The following is a 15,485-nucleotide window of genomic DNA, read 5'->3' on the forward strand; positions in this document are numbered from 1 at the left end:
CAGCGGGAAGGAACACGATGCGAAGGCGGGAGCGAAGGGAATTCGGCAACCGGAAGCCGGAGAGGGAGCGGATGGGCGAAACCCGGCGGCTGGAAGCCGCCGCTCCTTGTTTACCCCGGTCGGCGGCGCATGAGGGGGCGTTCGACAAGGGCGTAGAACGGATAGGCGACCATCAGCGAGGCGATGGCCATCGCGACCACGTAGCCGAGCAGGTAGGGCAACGCGATCGGCAACCCGGCGTAGAGGAAGTGGGCGGTGATCCCGATCACCACGAGGTGGATCAGGTAGGCGCTGTAGGAAAGCTTCGCGATCGGATACCAGAAGCCGTGACCGAGGAAACGGTTGAGCCACATCTCGCGTGGCCGGCAGAGGCAGACATGGAAGAGCATCGCGGCTCCGATGGAAAACAGGTTCTTGTCGCTGGCGATCCACAGCGCCGAAACTTGACCACCGGCTCCTCCGAATTTCGAAACCGGCGACCAAACAACGAGCGCGATCAGGGCAAGCGCAGCCGCCATCATCCAGCGCGCCGCCTTTGCCGAGAGTTCGTGCTTTTGTCCGGAGTGAATGAAGGCGAGCGCGACACCGATCGCGAGGCCGCCGAAGCGGACATGCGTCGGCGAATAGAGCGCGTTGAAGAAACGGTAGAACTCACCCTCGTCTCCGGAAGCTTCCGCAATCGGCAGGCGGAACTCGCCCTGCAAGGCGATGGCGTAGCGGATCACGAAGGACAGCAGGATCGCGATGCCCAGCGTCTGTCCCGTCCATCCCCGGCGCAGCGTGAGCAGCAGGAGGAGCGGACAGACGAGATAGAACTGCTCCTCGATCGCCAGCGACCAGGTCCACGGCATGAAGCTCTCCTGGTTCGGCAGGTAGTTGTTCACGTAGAGCAGGTTCGCCCAGACCTTCGGAAGGGTGTCGGGAAAGACCAGGGCGCACGGCACCATGGTGGCGAGGTAAACAGGCATCAGCCGTAGAAAGCGCCGCACATAGAAGCGGCGAATCCGGATCGAGCCGGTGCGCTCGTATTCCCGGAACAGGATGCGGCCGATGAGAAATCCGCTGAGGACGAAGAACAGGTCGACGCCCAGATGACCCTGCAGCAGCACCGACTGCAGTGGTCCGGCGGTCATCGAGGCATACTCGGCCGGCGGCCGGAAAAACCCGAACAGCCAGAGCGTGTGGAACGCGATGACCCATAGGATCGCAATCGCGCGGAAGCCGTCGAGAAACGGAAGCCGGCTGGGGTCGGTTCGGCGGAAAAGCTCGCTCACGGGCCGCCGGAGTCATAGCGGCATGGACGAGAGGGCCGAAGCACTTTCGGCGGCGGACGCGGATGAGTTGAACCGCGAAACTCGCGAATGGATGCGAAACGGGGATGGCGTGGAGCAAGACGCGTCTCGGAAAGACTCCTGGCTCCTGACAGCCCTTCGCGGGGATTGAACCGCTAAGTCGCGAAGGCGCAAAGAAGATGGAGTTCTCAAGGATCTGAGGAAGTCCGGCCTTTGCGCCTTGGCGACTTTGCGGTTCGTTTCACTCTGCCTCGATCAACGGCGCGGTTTGCTCGGGGGTCGCCATGCCGGGCGGGAGTTCGAGGATGCGGATGTTGCGGAAATGGATCTCGGCACCCTCCGACTCGAGGCAGAGGTAGCCTTTGCGGATCGAGGCATCGCGGATGCCGTTCACGAACTTGCCGTTGATCGACAGCTTCACGGTGCCGTCGACGCAGACGACATCGTAGGTGTTCCACTCGCCGTGGGGCTTGCAGCGCAGTTCGTAGGACATGCTGCGGTTGCCGCGCGGATTCTCGGGCGTCGCGGTCAGGCCGTTGGCCCCGAACAGCTCGCCGCTGATGTAGCCGATCGGCGCCGGCTTGCCGTCCTTGCCTTTGTGCTGGTTCACCCAGGCGAGCTCGAGCATCTGCACCTCCATGCCGAGCGGCAGGCGGTTCTTCGAAGGCACGGCGTTGCTCCACACGAAGACACCGGAGTTTCCTCCCGCCTCCATGTGACGCCACTCGATGTGCAGGATGAAATTCTCGTACTGCCGGTCGCTGCGCATCACGCCGATCGGATGACCGCTGCAGACAAGCAGGCCGTCGCGCACGCTCCACGTCTCCGGCGAAGTGTTGACGTCCACCCAACCGGTGAGGTCCTTGCCATTGAAAAGCTCGCGCCATTGCGGGAGGGCTTCGTCTGCGTGAAGCGGCAGGAAGGATGACAGCAGCAGGAAAAGCATCGCAGCGAATTTCATACGGGGCATACGTGCCAAAAGCGCCCGCTCTAACCCCGATGGCAATCCTTCGAGTGGTGGATCGGGCTGCACCTCGACGACCGGCAGAGGGGTCGAATGGATTCTGCACCTCAAATCCCAATCGCCGCGATCGAAGGCTGCGATAACATCGGGTCATGTGGCTCCACGCGCTGCTCGTTGCCGTCAGTTTCCTGATCCTCTTCGCCGGGGCCGAGATGCTTGTCCGCGGCGGTTCGGCGCTGGCGATCCGGCTGGGACTCACACCCCTAGTCGTGGGTCTCACGGTCGTCGCCTACGGCACCTCCACGCCCGAGCTGCTGGTCTCGCTGAAGTCCGCCTTCGCCGGCCAACCGGACATCGCGGTCGGAAACGTCGTCGGATCGAACCTGTTCAACATCGCCGTCATCCTAGGCATTTCGGCGGTGATCCTGCCGATCCGCAGCCACTTGCAGATCCTCAGGTGGGACGCGCCCGTTCTGCTGGCGGTGACCCTGCTGGCTCCGCTGACCTTCCTCGACGGAGTGGTGACACGGACCGAGGGAGGAGTCCTTTTGATACTGGCGGCGGCCTACACCATCTGGGCGATCCGGCTCGCCCGGCGCGAGGGAAGCAACGTCGAAGTCAGCGATGACGACGCTGCGACCGTCGCCAAACCCGGACTCGCCGTCGCCGCCGTGTTGATTGCGGCGGGCCTTGGCGTCCTCGTCTTCGGCTCGCGTCTGCTGGTCACGCACGCGGTCGAGATCGCGCAGTCGCTCGGCGTGTCCGAGGCGGTGATCGGACTGACCATCGTCGCCGCCGGCACCTCGATGCCCGAGCTCGCGACCTCGGTGGTGGCCGCGTTCCGGGGCCAATCCGACATCGCGCTGGGCAACGTGCTCGGGTCGAACCTGTTCAACCTGTTGTTCGTCCTCGGAGGCAGCGCTCTGGTTCATCCCGTGAGCACCTCGGGAATAACGCTCCTCGACTTGGGAGCGATGGCGCTCGTCACGGGCTTGCTGGTCCCCTTCCTGATCACCGGGAAACGGCTCGGGCGGCTGGAAGGAACCATCCTCCTCGCCACCTTCGCCGCTTACCTTTTCCTGATGTGGCCGCGGGGCTGACGAATAGCCTCGCGGTGGGAAACCGGAGTCTCAGCCCGCGATTTCCTGCTTATGGAAGGCGGCCCAGTCGTCGAGGTTGTTGAGGTTGATGGCGTCCTTGATCGAGCCGTCGTCGGCCCGGCCCGCGGCGGCGAGGATCTCGGCGCGGGTCGCGTCGTCGTGGAGGTAACCGGTGATCGCGGAATTGAGTTCGCTGACCGCCACGGCATCCAGCGTGCCGCCCTTCTGCTCGAGAATCCATGCCTCGAGTTGCACGTAGCTCGGCTTCGACTTCATGAACTCGACGAAGGCGTCCTTATCGATGCCGATGCCGTCGAGGACCATGCTGTCGTAGCCCGCTCCGATCGCGGGGTAGTCGGGATGGAGTTTGCCGACCTGGTCGAGGGAGACCTTTTCCCAAAGTCGGGGAAGGTGAAGAACGCCGAGAGGACCGGCGACGCCGGAGCTGACGAGTGGGATGGTGTTGCTCATGGGGATTGGTGTTTGGGGTTGCTGCCGGGCTACGCGTCAAACGGGCCCCGGCATTCAACCGATTCATGGAGCCGGTGCCGGACGGCCGCAAGGAATTCCGGGATGAACCACGAATGAACACGAATGAACACGAATGAACACGAATGAACACGAATGAACACGAATGAACACGAATGAACACGAATGTCTCGGAAGATGGAATTGAGACGGGGACCACAAAGCTGCCCCAGTCTTAGGACGAGAGGAACTCGCCTTCGTGGATCGGTGAGGGATCTGAAGCAGTATTCGTGTCCATTGGTGTCCATTCGTGTTCCAATCTCCGCTCCGCCATCAGCTTGGTGCTGGCAGGGCGTTCGCAGCGGCGGTAGATCCGGCGGAGATGAACCGACTCTCCATCCTCGCTCCGCTGATCGTCGCGGCCGCCTGCAGCCTCGCCAGCGCCGAAGTGTCCGAACCGCTCCGCGTTCCGCTCTGGCCCGGCGAAGCCCCGGTCAGCCGTGACGGCACGGAACGGGAGAAGGCCGAGGTCTGGATGACCGTGCATCGTCCGGAAAAGCCCAATGGCACGGCGATGGTCATCTGCCCCGGCGGCGGCTATGGCGGACTGGTCACCGGCGGCGAAGGGCACGGGATTGCGAAGTGGCTCGGCGGTCACGGCATCACCGGCGTGGTGCTCGAGTACCGCTTGCCGAAGGGCAGGCCGTTCGTGCCGTCGCATGACTCCAGCCGCGCGATCCGCACCGTCCGGAGCCGGGCGGCGGAATGGCAGATCAAGCCCGACCGCATCGGCATCATCGGATTCTCCGCGGGTGGTCATCTCGCGGCAACGACGCTCGTCCACTTCACCTCTGGCGATTCCCAGGCATCGGATCCCGTCGAACACGTCAGCTCGCGCCCAGACTTCGGTATCCTCGTTTACCCGGTCGTCAGCATGGGCGAGCACACCCACGGCGGAAGCCGCCAGAGGTTGCTCGGCAAGGAACCGAGCGACGAGCTCCTGAAATACTTCTCCCCCGAACTGCAGGTCACCAAGGCCACGCCGCCGGTGTTTCTCACCCACGCGCTCGACGACAAGGTGGTCGTGCCGGAGAACAGCCGGCTTCTCCATCAGGCGCTGGTCGACAAGGGCGTCGCATCGCGGCTGCTCGAGTTGCCGTCCGGCGGCCACGGCCTGAACGGCTACAAGGGACCGATGTGGGACAAGTGGCAGAAGGAATCGCTAGAGTGGCTGCGCGAACTGAAGCTGATGCCCTAGCAGACGTTTTCAAGAAGCACTCCGACCTCTGGAGCCAGAGCTGCCATCGCCCGATCGAGAAGATTCGAACCGGAAAACAGCAAGACTGGTATGACCCGCAATGGACCGCGAGCTTCAGCTCGCCCCGGAGCCAGAGCTGCCGGAATGACGGGGCGAGCTGAAGCTCGCGGTCCATTTCGGTCCAAGGCCTTGCGACCTCTTCCGGCCCCATCAGGGTTGGGCCTCGATCCGATATACATGGGATCGGGTGCGGAGGTACATGGCTTTGCCATCAACTGCCGGTGAGGCCATGAAGCCGTCATCGAGATGGTTGGTGGCGATCACTTCCATCTCGCCCTTCGGGTCGACCACGATCGTGTCGCCCTCCTCGCTCAGGTAGTAGAGACGGCCATCGGCATAGACACCGGAGGCCGAGAAGCGGCCCTGCAGCGCGGTCACCTTCTCGATCTTGCCGGACATGGCATCGATGCGGCTCAGGATGCCCAGATCGGATGTCACATAGACTTTCCCATCGACGACCAGCGGCGATGAGAGCGTCGGGATGCGCTTGAAGACATCCCACTCGACATGCGAGCCGGTGATGTCGCCGTTCATCCCGCCATCGAGTTTCACTCCGAGCAGGTGGGCCTTGCCGAAGCCGGTGTTGATGATCGCCATCTTGCCATCGACGAATACCGGGCTGGCGGCGTTCGAAAAGCCGTCGTAGGTGACCTTCCAAAGCTCCTTGCCGGTCTTCGCCTCGTAGCCGTAGCACGCCTTCGCCCCGGGACTGACGAGCTGCACCGTTCCGTCGACCGTCACGAATCCGGGTGTCGAGTAGGCTTTCCGGAAGTCCCCGTCGCCGCGGATCTTGCCGTTCGGTTCGACGTCGCCGAAGTCGGTCGTGCGATCCGTCTTCCAAACCGTCTCACCCGTCTTGCGGTCGAGCGCGACCAGATACTGCACGTCGACGCCGTCCATCGAAAGGATCAGCGTTTCCCCGTAGAGAACCACCGAAGATCCCGGGCCGCGGAAGTGCCGGCAGGGCAGATCGCGACGCTGCCAAACGACCTTGCCGGTCTCCCGGTCGAGCGCCGCGGTGCCGTAGCTGCCGAAGTGAATGTAGACCCGTTCTTCGTCGATGGTCGGCGAGCACGAGCCGTAGCTGTTCACCCGGTTGCTGAGCGGCTCCGGGTTCTCGTTTTCGAAAAGCAGCAGGTCGTGGAGTTTCTCGCCGGTCGCCTTGTCGAGGCAGACGGCATACATCTTCTTCCCGTCCTCGGTCGCGTTGGTCATCCAGACCTGGTCACCCATCACCGCCGGCGTCGACCACGCGCGACCGGTCACCGGCGTTTTCCAGACAACGTTCTCCTTCTCGCTCCATTCGACCGGGAAACCATGCGGTTTCCCATCGTCACGAGCGGGGTAGGAACCATCGCCATTCGGCCCGCGGAACTGCGGCCAATCGGCCGATGCCACCAGCGCGGCGCCGACGCCAAGTTTGCCCACCAGAAGCGACACTGAAAACCGCCGCCATCGGCGGGCGGCGATGAATCCGGCCTTACCCATCCGTTCTTTCGACCACATACTCACCCACCGCATCGCCCAACATCGCGGCGACCTTCTGCAGGCGACCGCTGGTCGAGGGAGCGAACATCGCATCAAAAGGAATGCCGTGAACCGCCTCGACGTGATCGATCCGCCGACCGGAGCGATCGGTGATCACCACGTTGTAGTTCACCCTGCTGACCGCATTCCACGCGGGGATCCGGTAGTAACCGGTATCGATCATCGAAACCGTCGGAGTGATCACGAACGGCGCGGACGAGTCGCCCATCGTCGCGCTCACCCCGCCATCCGCTGCGGACGACTGGACATGGTCCGTGAAATACTTGGCGATCCAGCGTTTGTCCTCGTCCCAGTCCGCCCACGAATCCGCACCGATCCCGGCCTTGTAGGCCTCCTCCGATTTGCCATCGACCCTGAGATCCACATACTTCACCGGCTTCACCTCAAAGCGCTTCGCGCCGACCAGAGGGTTCGGGTTCGCCTGCGCGACCGGCGTGACAAAACTCGGAGCACAGCTGGCCAGAAGACCGCAGAGTGCGATAAGGAGAAGCGGAACGGTCTTTCTGAAGCTCGGGAAGTTCATCGGGCGTTTCGATAGGATCGGTGGCGAGTTGAGTCGATGCAATTCGCGTTCGATGTGGCGACCCGACAGCACTTAGGCGAACAGGTCCATCACCGGTTCGCCCTTGCCGTCCTTGGTGGCGTAGAACGGACGCTTCTCGATGTCGTAGGAGGTCTTCGGGCTGATCCCCATCGCTTGGAAGATGGTGGCATGGAGGTTCTCGATGCTGACCGGGTTCTCGATCGCGAGGCACGGACGCTCGTCGGCGGTCGCGCCGTAGAGGAAGCCCTTCTTCATGCCGCCGCCGAACATCACCACCGAGGTGCCGCCGGTGAAGTGACGGTGGAGGCCGTAGTGCTTCATCTCCTTGATCACATCGGTCTTGGCCCGCGACTGGTCGCGCGCGGTGCTGCCGGGAACACCCTCGATCATCATGTCGCGGCTGAACTCGCTGGCGATGATCACCAGCGTCCGGTCGAGGATGCCGCGGGCTTCCAGATCCTTGATCAGGGTCGCGATCGGACGGTCTACCTCCTTGTGCAGGCGGTCGACGGTGGTGTGGCCGTTCTCGTGGGTGTCCCAGTGGAGGAACGGAACATACTCGGTGGTGACCTCGACGAAACGCGCGCCGTTTTCCACCAAGCGTCGGGCCAGCAGGCAACCGCGACCGAATCGGCCGGTGTCGTACTGCTTGTAAACGTCCGGATCTTCGAGCGTGAGGTCGAAGGCTTTGCGTTCCGGAGAGCCGAGCAGTCGGTGCGCGTTGTCCAAAGAACGCAGCATCGACTCCTGGTGGTAGTCGCTCAGTTGCTCGCCCTTCGGCGAGTTCTTCAGCAGGTCCTGCAGCGCCTTGTAGCGCTTCGAAAAGCGGTCGGCCGACATGTCGCCCGGCGGTTTCACCGCTTCCGATGCCTTTTCCGGATAGGGCAGGTTCATCGGGCTGTATTCGCTGCCGAAGAAGCCGCCGGTGGTGAAGGCCTTGAGCTCTTCCGACTCGCCGTGCCCTTCGAGGCGCTGTCCGATGTTGATGAAGGGCGGCATGACTTCGTTGCGCGGGCCGAGCACCTTGGCCATCCATGCCCCGATGTGCGGCGCGGCCACGGTCGTCGGCGGGACATAGCCGGTGTGCCAGTGATACTGGTGACGGGAGTGCAGGATGTTTCCAAGGTCGGCCTGGACGTGCGAGCGGATCAGCGTCGCGCGGTCCATCACGCCGGCGATGTTTTCCAGCCCCTTGCAGATCTTGATGCCGTCAACGTTCGTATCGATCGCCGGGAAGGTGCTGATGATCTTCTCGACCGGAGTGCCGACTTCGAAAGGCATGTAGCGTTTCGGGTCGAAGGTCTCGGGCGCGGCCATGCCGCCAGCGAGCCAGATCAGGATGCACGAGTCGGCGGTCGGATCGGGGTGATCGGGAGCGTCCTCGGCACGCAAGCGCGGCGCGCCGCCGAGCAGGGTCGCGGCGGCGGTGCCGGAGAGCGCGTTGAGGAAACGGCGGCGGGTCAGCGAAGGACGGGATTCATCGTACCAATCGTTCATGGGAAGGTTGGTTTCAGTTCACGTAGTGGAATTCGGGAAGCATGAAGACCATCCAGAGAAGGTCTTCCATGCCGGCGGCGGTGGCGGGTTTGCCGACGAGGGCCTCTGCGATCATCCGCTCTTCGGTGGTCGGCTTGCGGGTCAGGGCTTCGAGGAAAAGCCGGTCGATCACGGCGGCCGGATCCGGTTGGGCCATGAGTTGCTTGGCTCCCTCTTTCAGCAAGCCGGACAGCTCGGGACCGTTGGCGAGGTTGATGGCTTCGAGGGTGGTCAGGAGATCGGGGCGTGCGGAGACGACCTGCTCGCGGTTCGGGCGACCGAGCGCCGCCTGCAACGCGTCGCGCGGGGCGAAGACGGTGCGGATCGGCCGGTTGTCCCAATCCTTCAACCCATGCGCATCCATCACCGCCTTGAGCTGACCGCCTTGGGCGCCGCCTTTGAACGCCTTGCCGTCGGGTTTCGGCCAGACACCGGTGACGCGGCGGATCGAATCGAGGAACTGCTCGGCCGTCATCCGCTTCCGGACCGGTCCGCGGAAGACGTAGGGCCCGCTTTCCTCCGAGCGAACGACCGCCTTCGACTGATAGGTCCGCGACGTGAGGATCAGCTTCAGCACCGCCTTTAGGTCGTAGTCGGATTCGACCATCTTGTTGGCGAGCAGATCGAGCACCGGCTCGCTCCACGGCTCGGTGCCCATCGCATCGACCGGATGAACGATCCCCCGCCCCATCAGGCGGTCCCACAGGCGGTTCACGATCGTCCGCTGCATCCGGCCGTTCTCCGGGTGGGTCATCAGGTCGGCGAGCTGGGCCAACCGCTTGTCGCGCGGCGCCTCAGGGTCGATCTGCCCGAGCTCCGGGAAAATCCATGCCGCCTTGGCCGTCTGGCCGGTCGGCTTGTCGCAGCGGTGCAGTTCGAGCGGCTTCTCGGAGTAAATCGCGGCCAGGTTGTAGGCATCCTCGAGCTTCCAGCTGTCGATGAAGCTGTCGTGGCACGACGCGCACTTCATGTTGATGCCCAGCAGCACCTGCGAGACGTTCTGCGAAAACTGGATCTCACGGGTCTGGCTGGCATTCACCTCGCCGCGCCACTTGATGCCTCCGATGAAGCCCTTCGCCTCCGGCTTCACCATCAGCTCGCGGACGAAGTCGTCGTACGCCTTGTTCTCCAGCAGTCCCTTGTAGAGCCATGCGGTTACCTGGGTCCGGCCGCCGTCGATGTAGCCGGTGCCGGAGTACTCGTTTCGCAGCAAGTCGTTCCAAAAGGTCATCCAGTGCTCGGCGTAGCGGGTCGAGTCGCCAAGCGCGCGTTCGATCGCGGCGTCGCGGTCGAGCCGGCCCGATGCGGACAGCATCGCCCGCGCGTCCTCGCCCGGAGGCAGCCCGAGCACATCCATCCACAGGCGGCGCAGGAACACCTCGTCGCTCACCGGCTCCGGCGGCGTGATCTCGTTGGCCGTGAAATACTCACGCACCAGCAGGTCGATCGGGTTGGTTCCCGGCGCACCCTCGGGCACCTCGACCGGTCGCGGCTTCAGCGGCGGCTCGTAGCGATCCTCGGCAAACGTGAAGCCTTCTTCCCACGGCAGGTCGGCGGCCATCCAGCGGCGCAGGATGTCGACCTCGTCCGGGGTCAGCGCGTCCTTGCCCTTGTCCGGCGGAGGCATTTTCTCGTCCGGATCGTCGCTCAGCACGAGTTCGAGCAGCAGGGAACGGTCCGGCTTCTCGGTGTCGGTGACGTCGGCGTCGAGCACGAGGGCCCGGGTGTTCATCGAGAAGCCGCCCTTCGACTTTTCGCCGCCGTGGCATTCCACGCAGTGCTTCTGCAGCAGCGGCACCACTTCGTGGGCGAAGTCGACCTCGGCCAGCACCGGGGCGGTGCAAAGCAGCGAGAAAAGTCCGAGATTTCTCAGGCGCATGGGCGAACCTACGCACCGGACCGCCAAAGTTCATCGCAAAAATCGCCTGCCGAAGGGGTCAAAATCGGATAGGTTTCGCGGACTCGGGCATCTCCGAGGCCCCATTTTGCCGGACCCCGGCACAAAATGAACTTCCCCGCGCAACTTTCTGAGTCACAGCGCGGTAACTGACCTATCCGATGAAAGCGACCTTCCTGACCCTGCTCCCCGCCCTCGTCCTTGTGGCGGGCGCCAAACCGCTGCCGGAAAAGACCGTGCGCCAGGCGGCGGCCAAGATCGACCAGCTTCTCGAGCAGGACCTGAAGACCGCCGGCCTCAAGCCGACCGCCCGGATCGACGACGCGACCTTCCTGCGCCGCGCCTACCTCGGAATCATCGGACGTATTCCCTCCCACGACGAGGCCACCCGTTTCCTCAGCGACAAGTCGGCCGACAAGCGCCACGCGCTGATCGACGAACTCGTCGCCTCGCCGGGTTTCGACTCGCACCTCTTCAACTGGACCGCCGACCTGCTGCGGGTGCAGACCAGCCAGGAGCAGTTCGGGCTGGGCTGGCATGTCTGGCTGCGCAAGTCGCTGGCCGAGGACAAGCCGTGGGATGACATGGTTCGCGAGATGCTCGGCTCGGAAGGCCACACAGTTTCCGACCCGGCGGTCGGCTACTACCTGCGCGACCGCAACATGCAGCTGGATAACTTCAGCAACACGATGCAGGTCTTCCTCGGCCGCCAGATCGGCTGCGCCCAGTGCCACGACCATCCCTTCGACGACTGGTCGCAGTACGAATACTACCAGATGGCCGCCTTCGGTGGCGGCTTCCAGTACCGCAGTCAGGAGGCCGAGAAAACGGTCCGCAACCTCTCGATGACGATCCTCGAGAAGGATCAGAAGAAGAAGGCCGCTCCGAAGGCCGACTTCGCTCCCGCCAACAAGGCGGCGGAGGCCAAAGCGAAGGCCGCGAAGATGAAGGCGGAACGCGAAAAGAAGGCCCGGGCGATGCGCGCCGAACGCGAGCGCAAGCAGCAGATGCAGCGCAAGCTCCAGACCCTCTCGCGCCAGTTCCGGCCGCTGTTCAAGGACTTCGCCAAGAACGCGCTGCACGACAACCCGTCGGTCGCGCTGACCCTGCCGGAAGACTACCAGTACAGCGACGCCAAGCCGGGCTCGGTCGTGTCGGCCGAGACGCTCTTCGGCCGCCGCCTCAAGGACGTCGCCCCGGAGGAACGCCGGCAGCTCTTCGCCGAGTGGGTCAGCTCACCGGAGAATCCGTATTTCACCAAGGTCATCGCCAACCGCATGTGGCAGCGCACCTTCGGTCACGGACTGGTGGATCCCGTCGATGATTGGGACGAGGACTCCGAGACGCTTCACCCGGAGGTGCTGGCCTACCTCGAAACGACGATGAAGGGCGTGGACTACGACCTCCGCCAGTTCCTGCGCATCCTTTTCCACACCCGGCTCTTCGAACGCGAATGCCTTACGGAGGAACCGGCCATGGGACTGCCTCTGGCGTTCCGCGGCCCCGCACTCACCCGGATGAGCGCCGAGCAGATCTACGACTCGTTCCTCGTACTCACCCGCGGCAAGGTGAACGACGCGCCGACGCAGGCCTTCGAGCGCAAGTGGGACGACTACCGCAAGAAGGTCTCCGACCTCCTCAACGCCCCGGCTCGGGACATGGTGATCCTCGCCGAGTCCGCACGGGCCGGCGAAGAGCTCCGTCGCGAGGCCCAGTCCGAACAACGCGCCGCCCAGAAGAAGCTGGCCGAGGCGAAGACGGAGGAGCAACGGCGGCAGGCGCAGCGCGAACTCGCCAAGATTCGTGAAAAGGTCCAGGAGGCCCGTATGATGGCCGAGCCGGTCATGCGCTACACTCGCGTCGGCAACGGCAAGCGCGACTCCGGCCTCCGTGCATCGGAGCATCCCACACCATTCCGGGCGGGAACGCTCGTTCGCGAGTTCGGCGGCTCCGACCGCGAAACGCCGTCATCGGCCCACACCACTGCCACCGTCCCTCAGGCACTCGCCTTGCTCAACGACTACCAGATGGACGTGTTCCGCGGCAAAGGCAGCTCCCTCGGCCGCAACATCGAGGCAATCAAGTCGCCGGAGAAGCGCATCGAGACCCTCTTCATCACCCTCTACGCCACGCCTCCGACCGAGGAGGAAATCGAACGCTACTCGAAGTTCGCCGAGGACCGGATCGCGCTGCGCGACCTCGCCCGCGCGATGCTTACCTCCAACCGTTTCCTCTTCATCCAGTAATCCCGACCGCCATGAACCCGAATCGCCTCGACGAACTCTCCCGCCGCGACTTCCTCAGCCGCACCGCGAAAACCTGCTTCGGGCTGACCATCGGCGGCTCGATGGCCAACCTGTTCAACTCCCGCGCCTTCGCCGCCGACCCGGGGGTCGTCGGTGCCGGTGGCGGCAAAGCCAAGCACGTCATCTACCTCTACATGTCGGGCGGGATGACCCACATCGACACCTTCGACCCGAAGCCCGACGCCCCCGAGGCCTACCGCGGACCAACGAAAGCCATCTCGACGAAGGTCGACGGCATCCAGCTCGGCCACTGCCTGCCGCTGCTCGCGAAGCACACCGACAAGATCGCGCTGATCCGGTCGATGACCACCAAGCAGGGTGCGCACGCCGAGGGGAAATACGTGATGCACACCGGCTACGCGCCGCGCGGCACGATCACCCACCCGTCGTCCGGAGCATGGGTCTCGAAGCTCGCCGGCCCCATCAATGACGAGTTGCCGTCCTTCGTCCTCGTTGGCGGCGCCAACCGCCACCCCGGCGGCGGGTTCTTCGAGCCGGAATTCTCGCCGCTGCCGATCGGCGCTCCCGAACAGGGCCTGCGCAACGTCCGCCAGCGCGGCGACACCAATGACGAGTCATTCCAGCGCCAGATCGATCTGCGCAAGGAACTCGACCACGATTTCGATACCAAGTTCCACGGTGGCCAGAAGGCGGTCCGCGCCTACAACGACGTCTTCGATTCCGCGGTCAACATGATGCACTCGAAGGATCTCGAGGCATTCGACCTGTCGAAGGAAAGCCAGGACGTCCGCGCCGCCTACGGCACCGATCGCTTCGGCCAGGGCGTGCTGCTCGCACGACGCCTCGTCGAGCGGGGCGTGCGCTTTGTTGAAGTCGAATACGGCGGCTTCGACTGGCACGCCGATGCTTTCGAGCAGATGGAGCAGAAGATCCCGGTTCTCGACCAGGCCCTCTCCGCCTTGCTCGGCGACCTGAAGGCGAACGGCATGCTGGAAAGTACTCTGATCGTCGTAGCAACCGAGTTCGGCCGGACACCCAAGATCGTGACCAACAACGCCGGCCGCAACCACTACCCGAAAGCCTTCTCCGCGCTCATGGCCGGCGGCGGCATCAAGGGTGGCCAGATTTACGGAGCGACCGACGAGACCGCGTCGAACGTCGTCGAGAACGCCGTCACCGCGAAGGACTTCAACGCGACGATGGCCTTCGCCCTCGGCCTGCCGCACGCCTTGCCGGTGATGTCGCCGACCAAGCGCCCGTTCCGCATGGGCGGCCTCGACGGCAAGCCGATCACCTCGCTCTTCTCCTGAGCGAGGCCGCTTCCGTTTTAAGAAAGGTAGGGACAAGCGCCCTCGCTTGTCCGCCGCCCTACCCCGGTGGCATGGGTTCCAACCCCCAACCTTGCCTTTGCGTCACCAATTCGGCAGGATCACTTGAAATTCCGTGAGCCTGAACGAAAGCCACGGAAGTGAACCCGTGGCGATCCATGCCGAAGCGACTTTCCGAATTCACTGAATCCCTGCGTCAACTCGGGGAGATCGAGGTGACCCCGTGGGACTTGATGGAGGTCCTGCACAAGGACGTGCGCGACCTTGAGATCGGCGATTCCCTTCGCAGGCTCGGCAACACCAAGGTCACCGACTGGGAGCTCGGCGACGTGATGCCGGCGGTCCAACGCCTCGCGCACCGGGAAGTCGACATCGCCGGCATGGTGCGGCGCACCGCCCACTACAAGGTCATCGAGTGGGACTTCCGTGATGCGCTCAAGAACCACTCCAGCGCACCCAAGCAAACCCGACGTCTCAGCAAGTCCGAGAAGGAAGCCCTGCGGGAGCAACTTCGCAGCTTCCTTGAATTCACCGTGGCGAGCCTCGTCAGTGATCCGCATTCGGTGGACGTGACCGTTCGCGAAATCGCGCCGTCGCTTTTCGGCTTCCGCGTTCTCGTTTCACAGAAGGACGTCAAGGATCTGATCGGACGAGGCGGCGCCTCCGGGTCCGCGCTCCGGAATCTCCTGAAGGCCGCCGCCGTCCATGGCGGTGTCGAGGCCGTGCTTCAGATCCAATCCCACGAGGAGGCCTTCGCCGCAGCCGGCCACGGGCGTTGAGTCCCGGCATACCAAGAAGCGGATCTCCAGCCCCGCGGGATCGATGGCGAAACCGCCGGCTCCAGCCCTAGAGTGGCGACGGCGGCCCGTCACAAACTCCAGCCCCGAAGGGGGCGTCGGCAGTTAGCCACGGGGTTCACCCCGTGGTTATGTTCGCAGTGAGATTCCCAAGCCCCGCGAGGGGCGCAGGCGGAGTCGCGAGCAACCGATGGGTCCCGCTTCGCCTTCGCCCCTCACGGGGCTCCAAAATTCCGTTGCGCACGAGACCACGGGGTGAACCCCGTGGCTAACTGCCGGCGTCCCTTCGGGACTTTGAGGCGAACCAGTATCGGCATCCTTTCGGCACCCGGAAATAACCCCGGCCCGCTAGGTGGTTTCCCGACGGAAGCGGCCCCCTGCTCCATTGTCATACCCACGGATTCCAACTTGCGCGCCGGACGATGC

Annotated in this window: 12 protein-coding genes; 5 read left to right on the plus strand and 7 right to left on the minus strand. The window is 64.0% G+C overall.

Going from position 1 to position 15,485, the window contains the following annotated elements:
• Positions 1-110 precede the first annotated feature (110 nt).
• Together HAHE_RS07130 and HAHE_RS07135 are read right to left on the minus strand one after the other, a co-directional pair.
• On the minus strand, positions 111-1,274 hold the full coding sequence (locus HAHE_RS07130; protein ID WP_338689750.1) for an acyltransferase: 1,164 nt from the start codon (positions 1,272-1,274) through the stop codon (positions 111-113).
• Between the two features lie 259 nt (positions 1,275-1,533).
• Positions 1,534-2,253: a DUF1080 domain-containing protein gene (locus tag HAHE_RS07135; RefSeq protein WP_338689751.1), complete on the minus strand. Its 720-nt coding sequence runs from the start codon at positions 2,251-2,253 to the stop codon at positions 1,534-1,536.
• Between the two features lie 155 nt (positions 2,254-2,408).
• On the opposite strand from HAHE_RS07135, the gene HAHE_RS07140 reads away from it, so the two are divergent.
• Entirely contained in the window at positions 2,409-3,356 is a 948-nt protein-coding gene (locus tag HAHE_RS07140; protein ID WP_338689752.1) for a calcium/sodium antiporter, read from the plus strand.
• Positions 3,357-3,386: 30 nt separating this feature from the next.
• Here the strand turns inward: HAHE_RS07140 and HAHE_RS07145 are convergent, their stop codons facing one another.
• Positions 3,387-3,827, minus strand: coding sequence for a DUF5069 domain-containing protein (locus tag HAHE_RS07145; RefSeq protein ID WP_338689753.1), 441 nt, complete (start codon positions 3,825-3,827; stop codon positions 3,387-3,389).
• Positions 3,828-4,206: 379 nt separating this feature from the next.
• On the opposite strand from HAHE_RS07145, the gene HAHE_RS07150 reads away from it, so the two are divergent.
• Positions 4,207-5,082, plus strand: coding sequence for an alpha/beta hydrolase (locus HAHE_RS07150; protein ID WP_338689756.1), 876 nt, complete (start codon positions 4,207-4,209; stop codon positions 5,080-5,082).
• A gap of 210 nt (positions 5,083-5,292) precedes the next feature.
• Here the strand turns inward: HAHE_RS07150 and HAHE_RS07155 are convergent, their stop codons facing one another.
• The 4 genes from HAHE_RS07155 to HAHE_RS07170 all read right to left on the minus strand — a co-directional run bounded on the left by HAHE_RS07155 (position 5,293) and on the right by HAHE_RS07170 (position 10,649).
• The gene (locus tag HAHE_RS07155; RefSeq protein WP_338689758.1) at positions 5,293-6,648 is read right to left on the minus strand and encodes a PQQ-binding-like beta-propeller repeat protein; all 1,356 of its coding nucleotides are present in this window, start codon (positions 6,646-6,648) and stop codon (positions 5,293-5,295) included.
• Positions 6,623-7,213, minus strand: coding sequence for a hypothetical protein (locus HAHE_RS07160; protein ID WP_338689760.1), 591 nt, complete (start codon positions 7,211-7,213; stop codon positions 6,623-6,625). Before HAHE_RS07160 ends, HAHE_RS07155 begins: the two co-directional genes overlap by 26 nt.
• A gap of 72 nt (positions 7,214-7,285) precedes the next feature.
• Complete coding sequence (locus HAHE_RS07165; protein WP_338689762.1) at positions 7,286-8,731, minus strand: DUF1501 domain-containing protein; 1,446 nt, start codon at positions 8,729-8,731, stop codon at positions 7,286-7,288.
• A 13-nt stretch (positions 8,732-8,744) separates the two neighbouring features.
• A complete protein-coding gene (locus HAHE_RS07170; protein ID WP_338689764.1) occupies positions 8,745-10,649 on the minus strand; it encodes a DUF1553 domain-containing protein in 1,905 nt (634 codons plus the stop codon).
• A gap of 179 nt (positions 10,650-10,828) precedes the next feature.
• Here HAHE_RS07170 and HAHE_RS07175 point away from each other — a divergent pair, with 179 nt between their 5' ends.
• The 3 genes from HAHE_RS07175 (at position 10,829) to HAHE_RS07185 (ending at position 15,041) form a co-directional block, all read left to right on the plus strand.
• The gene (locus HAHE_RS07175) at positions 10,829-12,913 is read left to right on the plus strand and encodes a DUF1549 domain-containing protein (RefSeq protein ID WP_338689766.1); all 2,085 of its coding nucleotides are present in this window, start codon (positions 10,829-10,831) and stop codon (positions 12,911-12,913) included.
• An 11-nt stretch (positions 12,914-12,924) separates the two neighbouring features.
• Entirely contained in the window at positions 12,925-14,244 is a 1,320-nt protein-coding gene (locus HAHE_RS07180; RefSeq protein WP_338689769.1) for a DUF1501 domain-containing protein, read from the plus strand.
• Between the two features lie 176 nt (positions 14,245-14,420).
• Entirely contained in the window at positions 14,421-15,041 is a 621-nt protein-coding gene (locus HAHE_RS07185) for a hypothetical protein (protein ID WP_338689771.1), read from the plus strand.
• Positions 15,042-15,485: the final 444 nt, after the last annotated feature.

The organism is Haloferula helveola, assembly GCF_037076345.1.
Lineage (GTDB): Bacteria > Verrucomicrobiota > Verrucomicrobiia > Verrucomicrobiales > Akkermansiaceae > Haloferula > Haloferula helveola.

Excerpts from the sequence above, each read along its gene's own strand:
- HAHE_RS07135 (WP_338689751.1), bottom strand. The coding sequence starts at position 2,253 with ATGAAATTCGCTGCGATGCTTTTCCTGCTGCTGTCATCCTTCCTGCCG.
- HAHE_RS07140 (WP_338689752.1), top strand. The coding sequence starts at position 2,409 with ATGTGGCTCCACGCGCTGCTCGTTGCCGTCAGTTTCCTGATCCTCTTC.
- HAHE_RS07145 (WP_338689753.1), bottom strand. The coding sequence starts at position 3,827 with ATGAGCAACACCATCCCACTCGTCAGCTCCGGCGTCGCCGGTCCTCTC.
- HAHE_RS07150 (WP_338689756.1), top strand. The coding sequence starts at position 4,207 with ATGAACCGACTCTCCATCCTCGCTCCGCTGATCGTCGCGGCCGCCTGC.
- HAHE_RS07155 (WP_338689758.1), bottom strand. The coding sequence starts at position 6,648 with ATGTGGTCGAAAGAACGGATGGGTAAGGCCGGATTCATCGCCGCCCGC.
- HAHE_RS07160 (WP_338689760.1), bottom strand. The coding sequence starts at position 7,213 with ATGAACTTCCCGAGCTTCAGAAAGACCGTTCCGCTTCTCCTTATCGCA.
- HAHE_RS07165 (WP_338689762.1), bottom strand. The coding sequence starts at position 8,731 with ATGAACGATTGGTACGATGAATCCCGTCCTTCGCTGACCCGCCGCCGT.
- HAHE_RS07170 (WP_338689764.1), bottom strand. The coding sequence starts at position 10,649 with ATGCGCCTGAGAAATCTCGGACTTTTCTCGCTGCTTTGCACCGCCCCG.
- HAHE_RS07175 (WP_338689766.1), top strand. The coding sequence starts at position 10,829 with ATGAAAGCGACCTTCCTGACCCTGCTCCCCGCCCTCGTCCTTGTGGCG.
- HAHE_RS07180 (WP_338689769.1), top strand. The coding sequence starts at position 12,925 with ATGAACCCGAATCGCCTCGACGAACTCTCCCGCCGCGACTTCCTCAGC.
- HAHE_RS07185 (WP_338689771.1), top strand. The coding sequence starts at position 14,421 with ATGCCGAAGCGACTTTCCGAATTCACTGAATCCCTGCGTCAACTCGGG.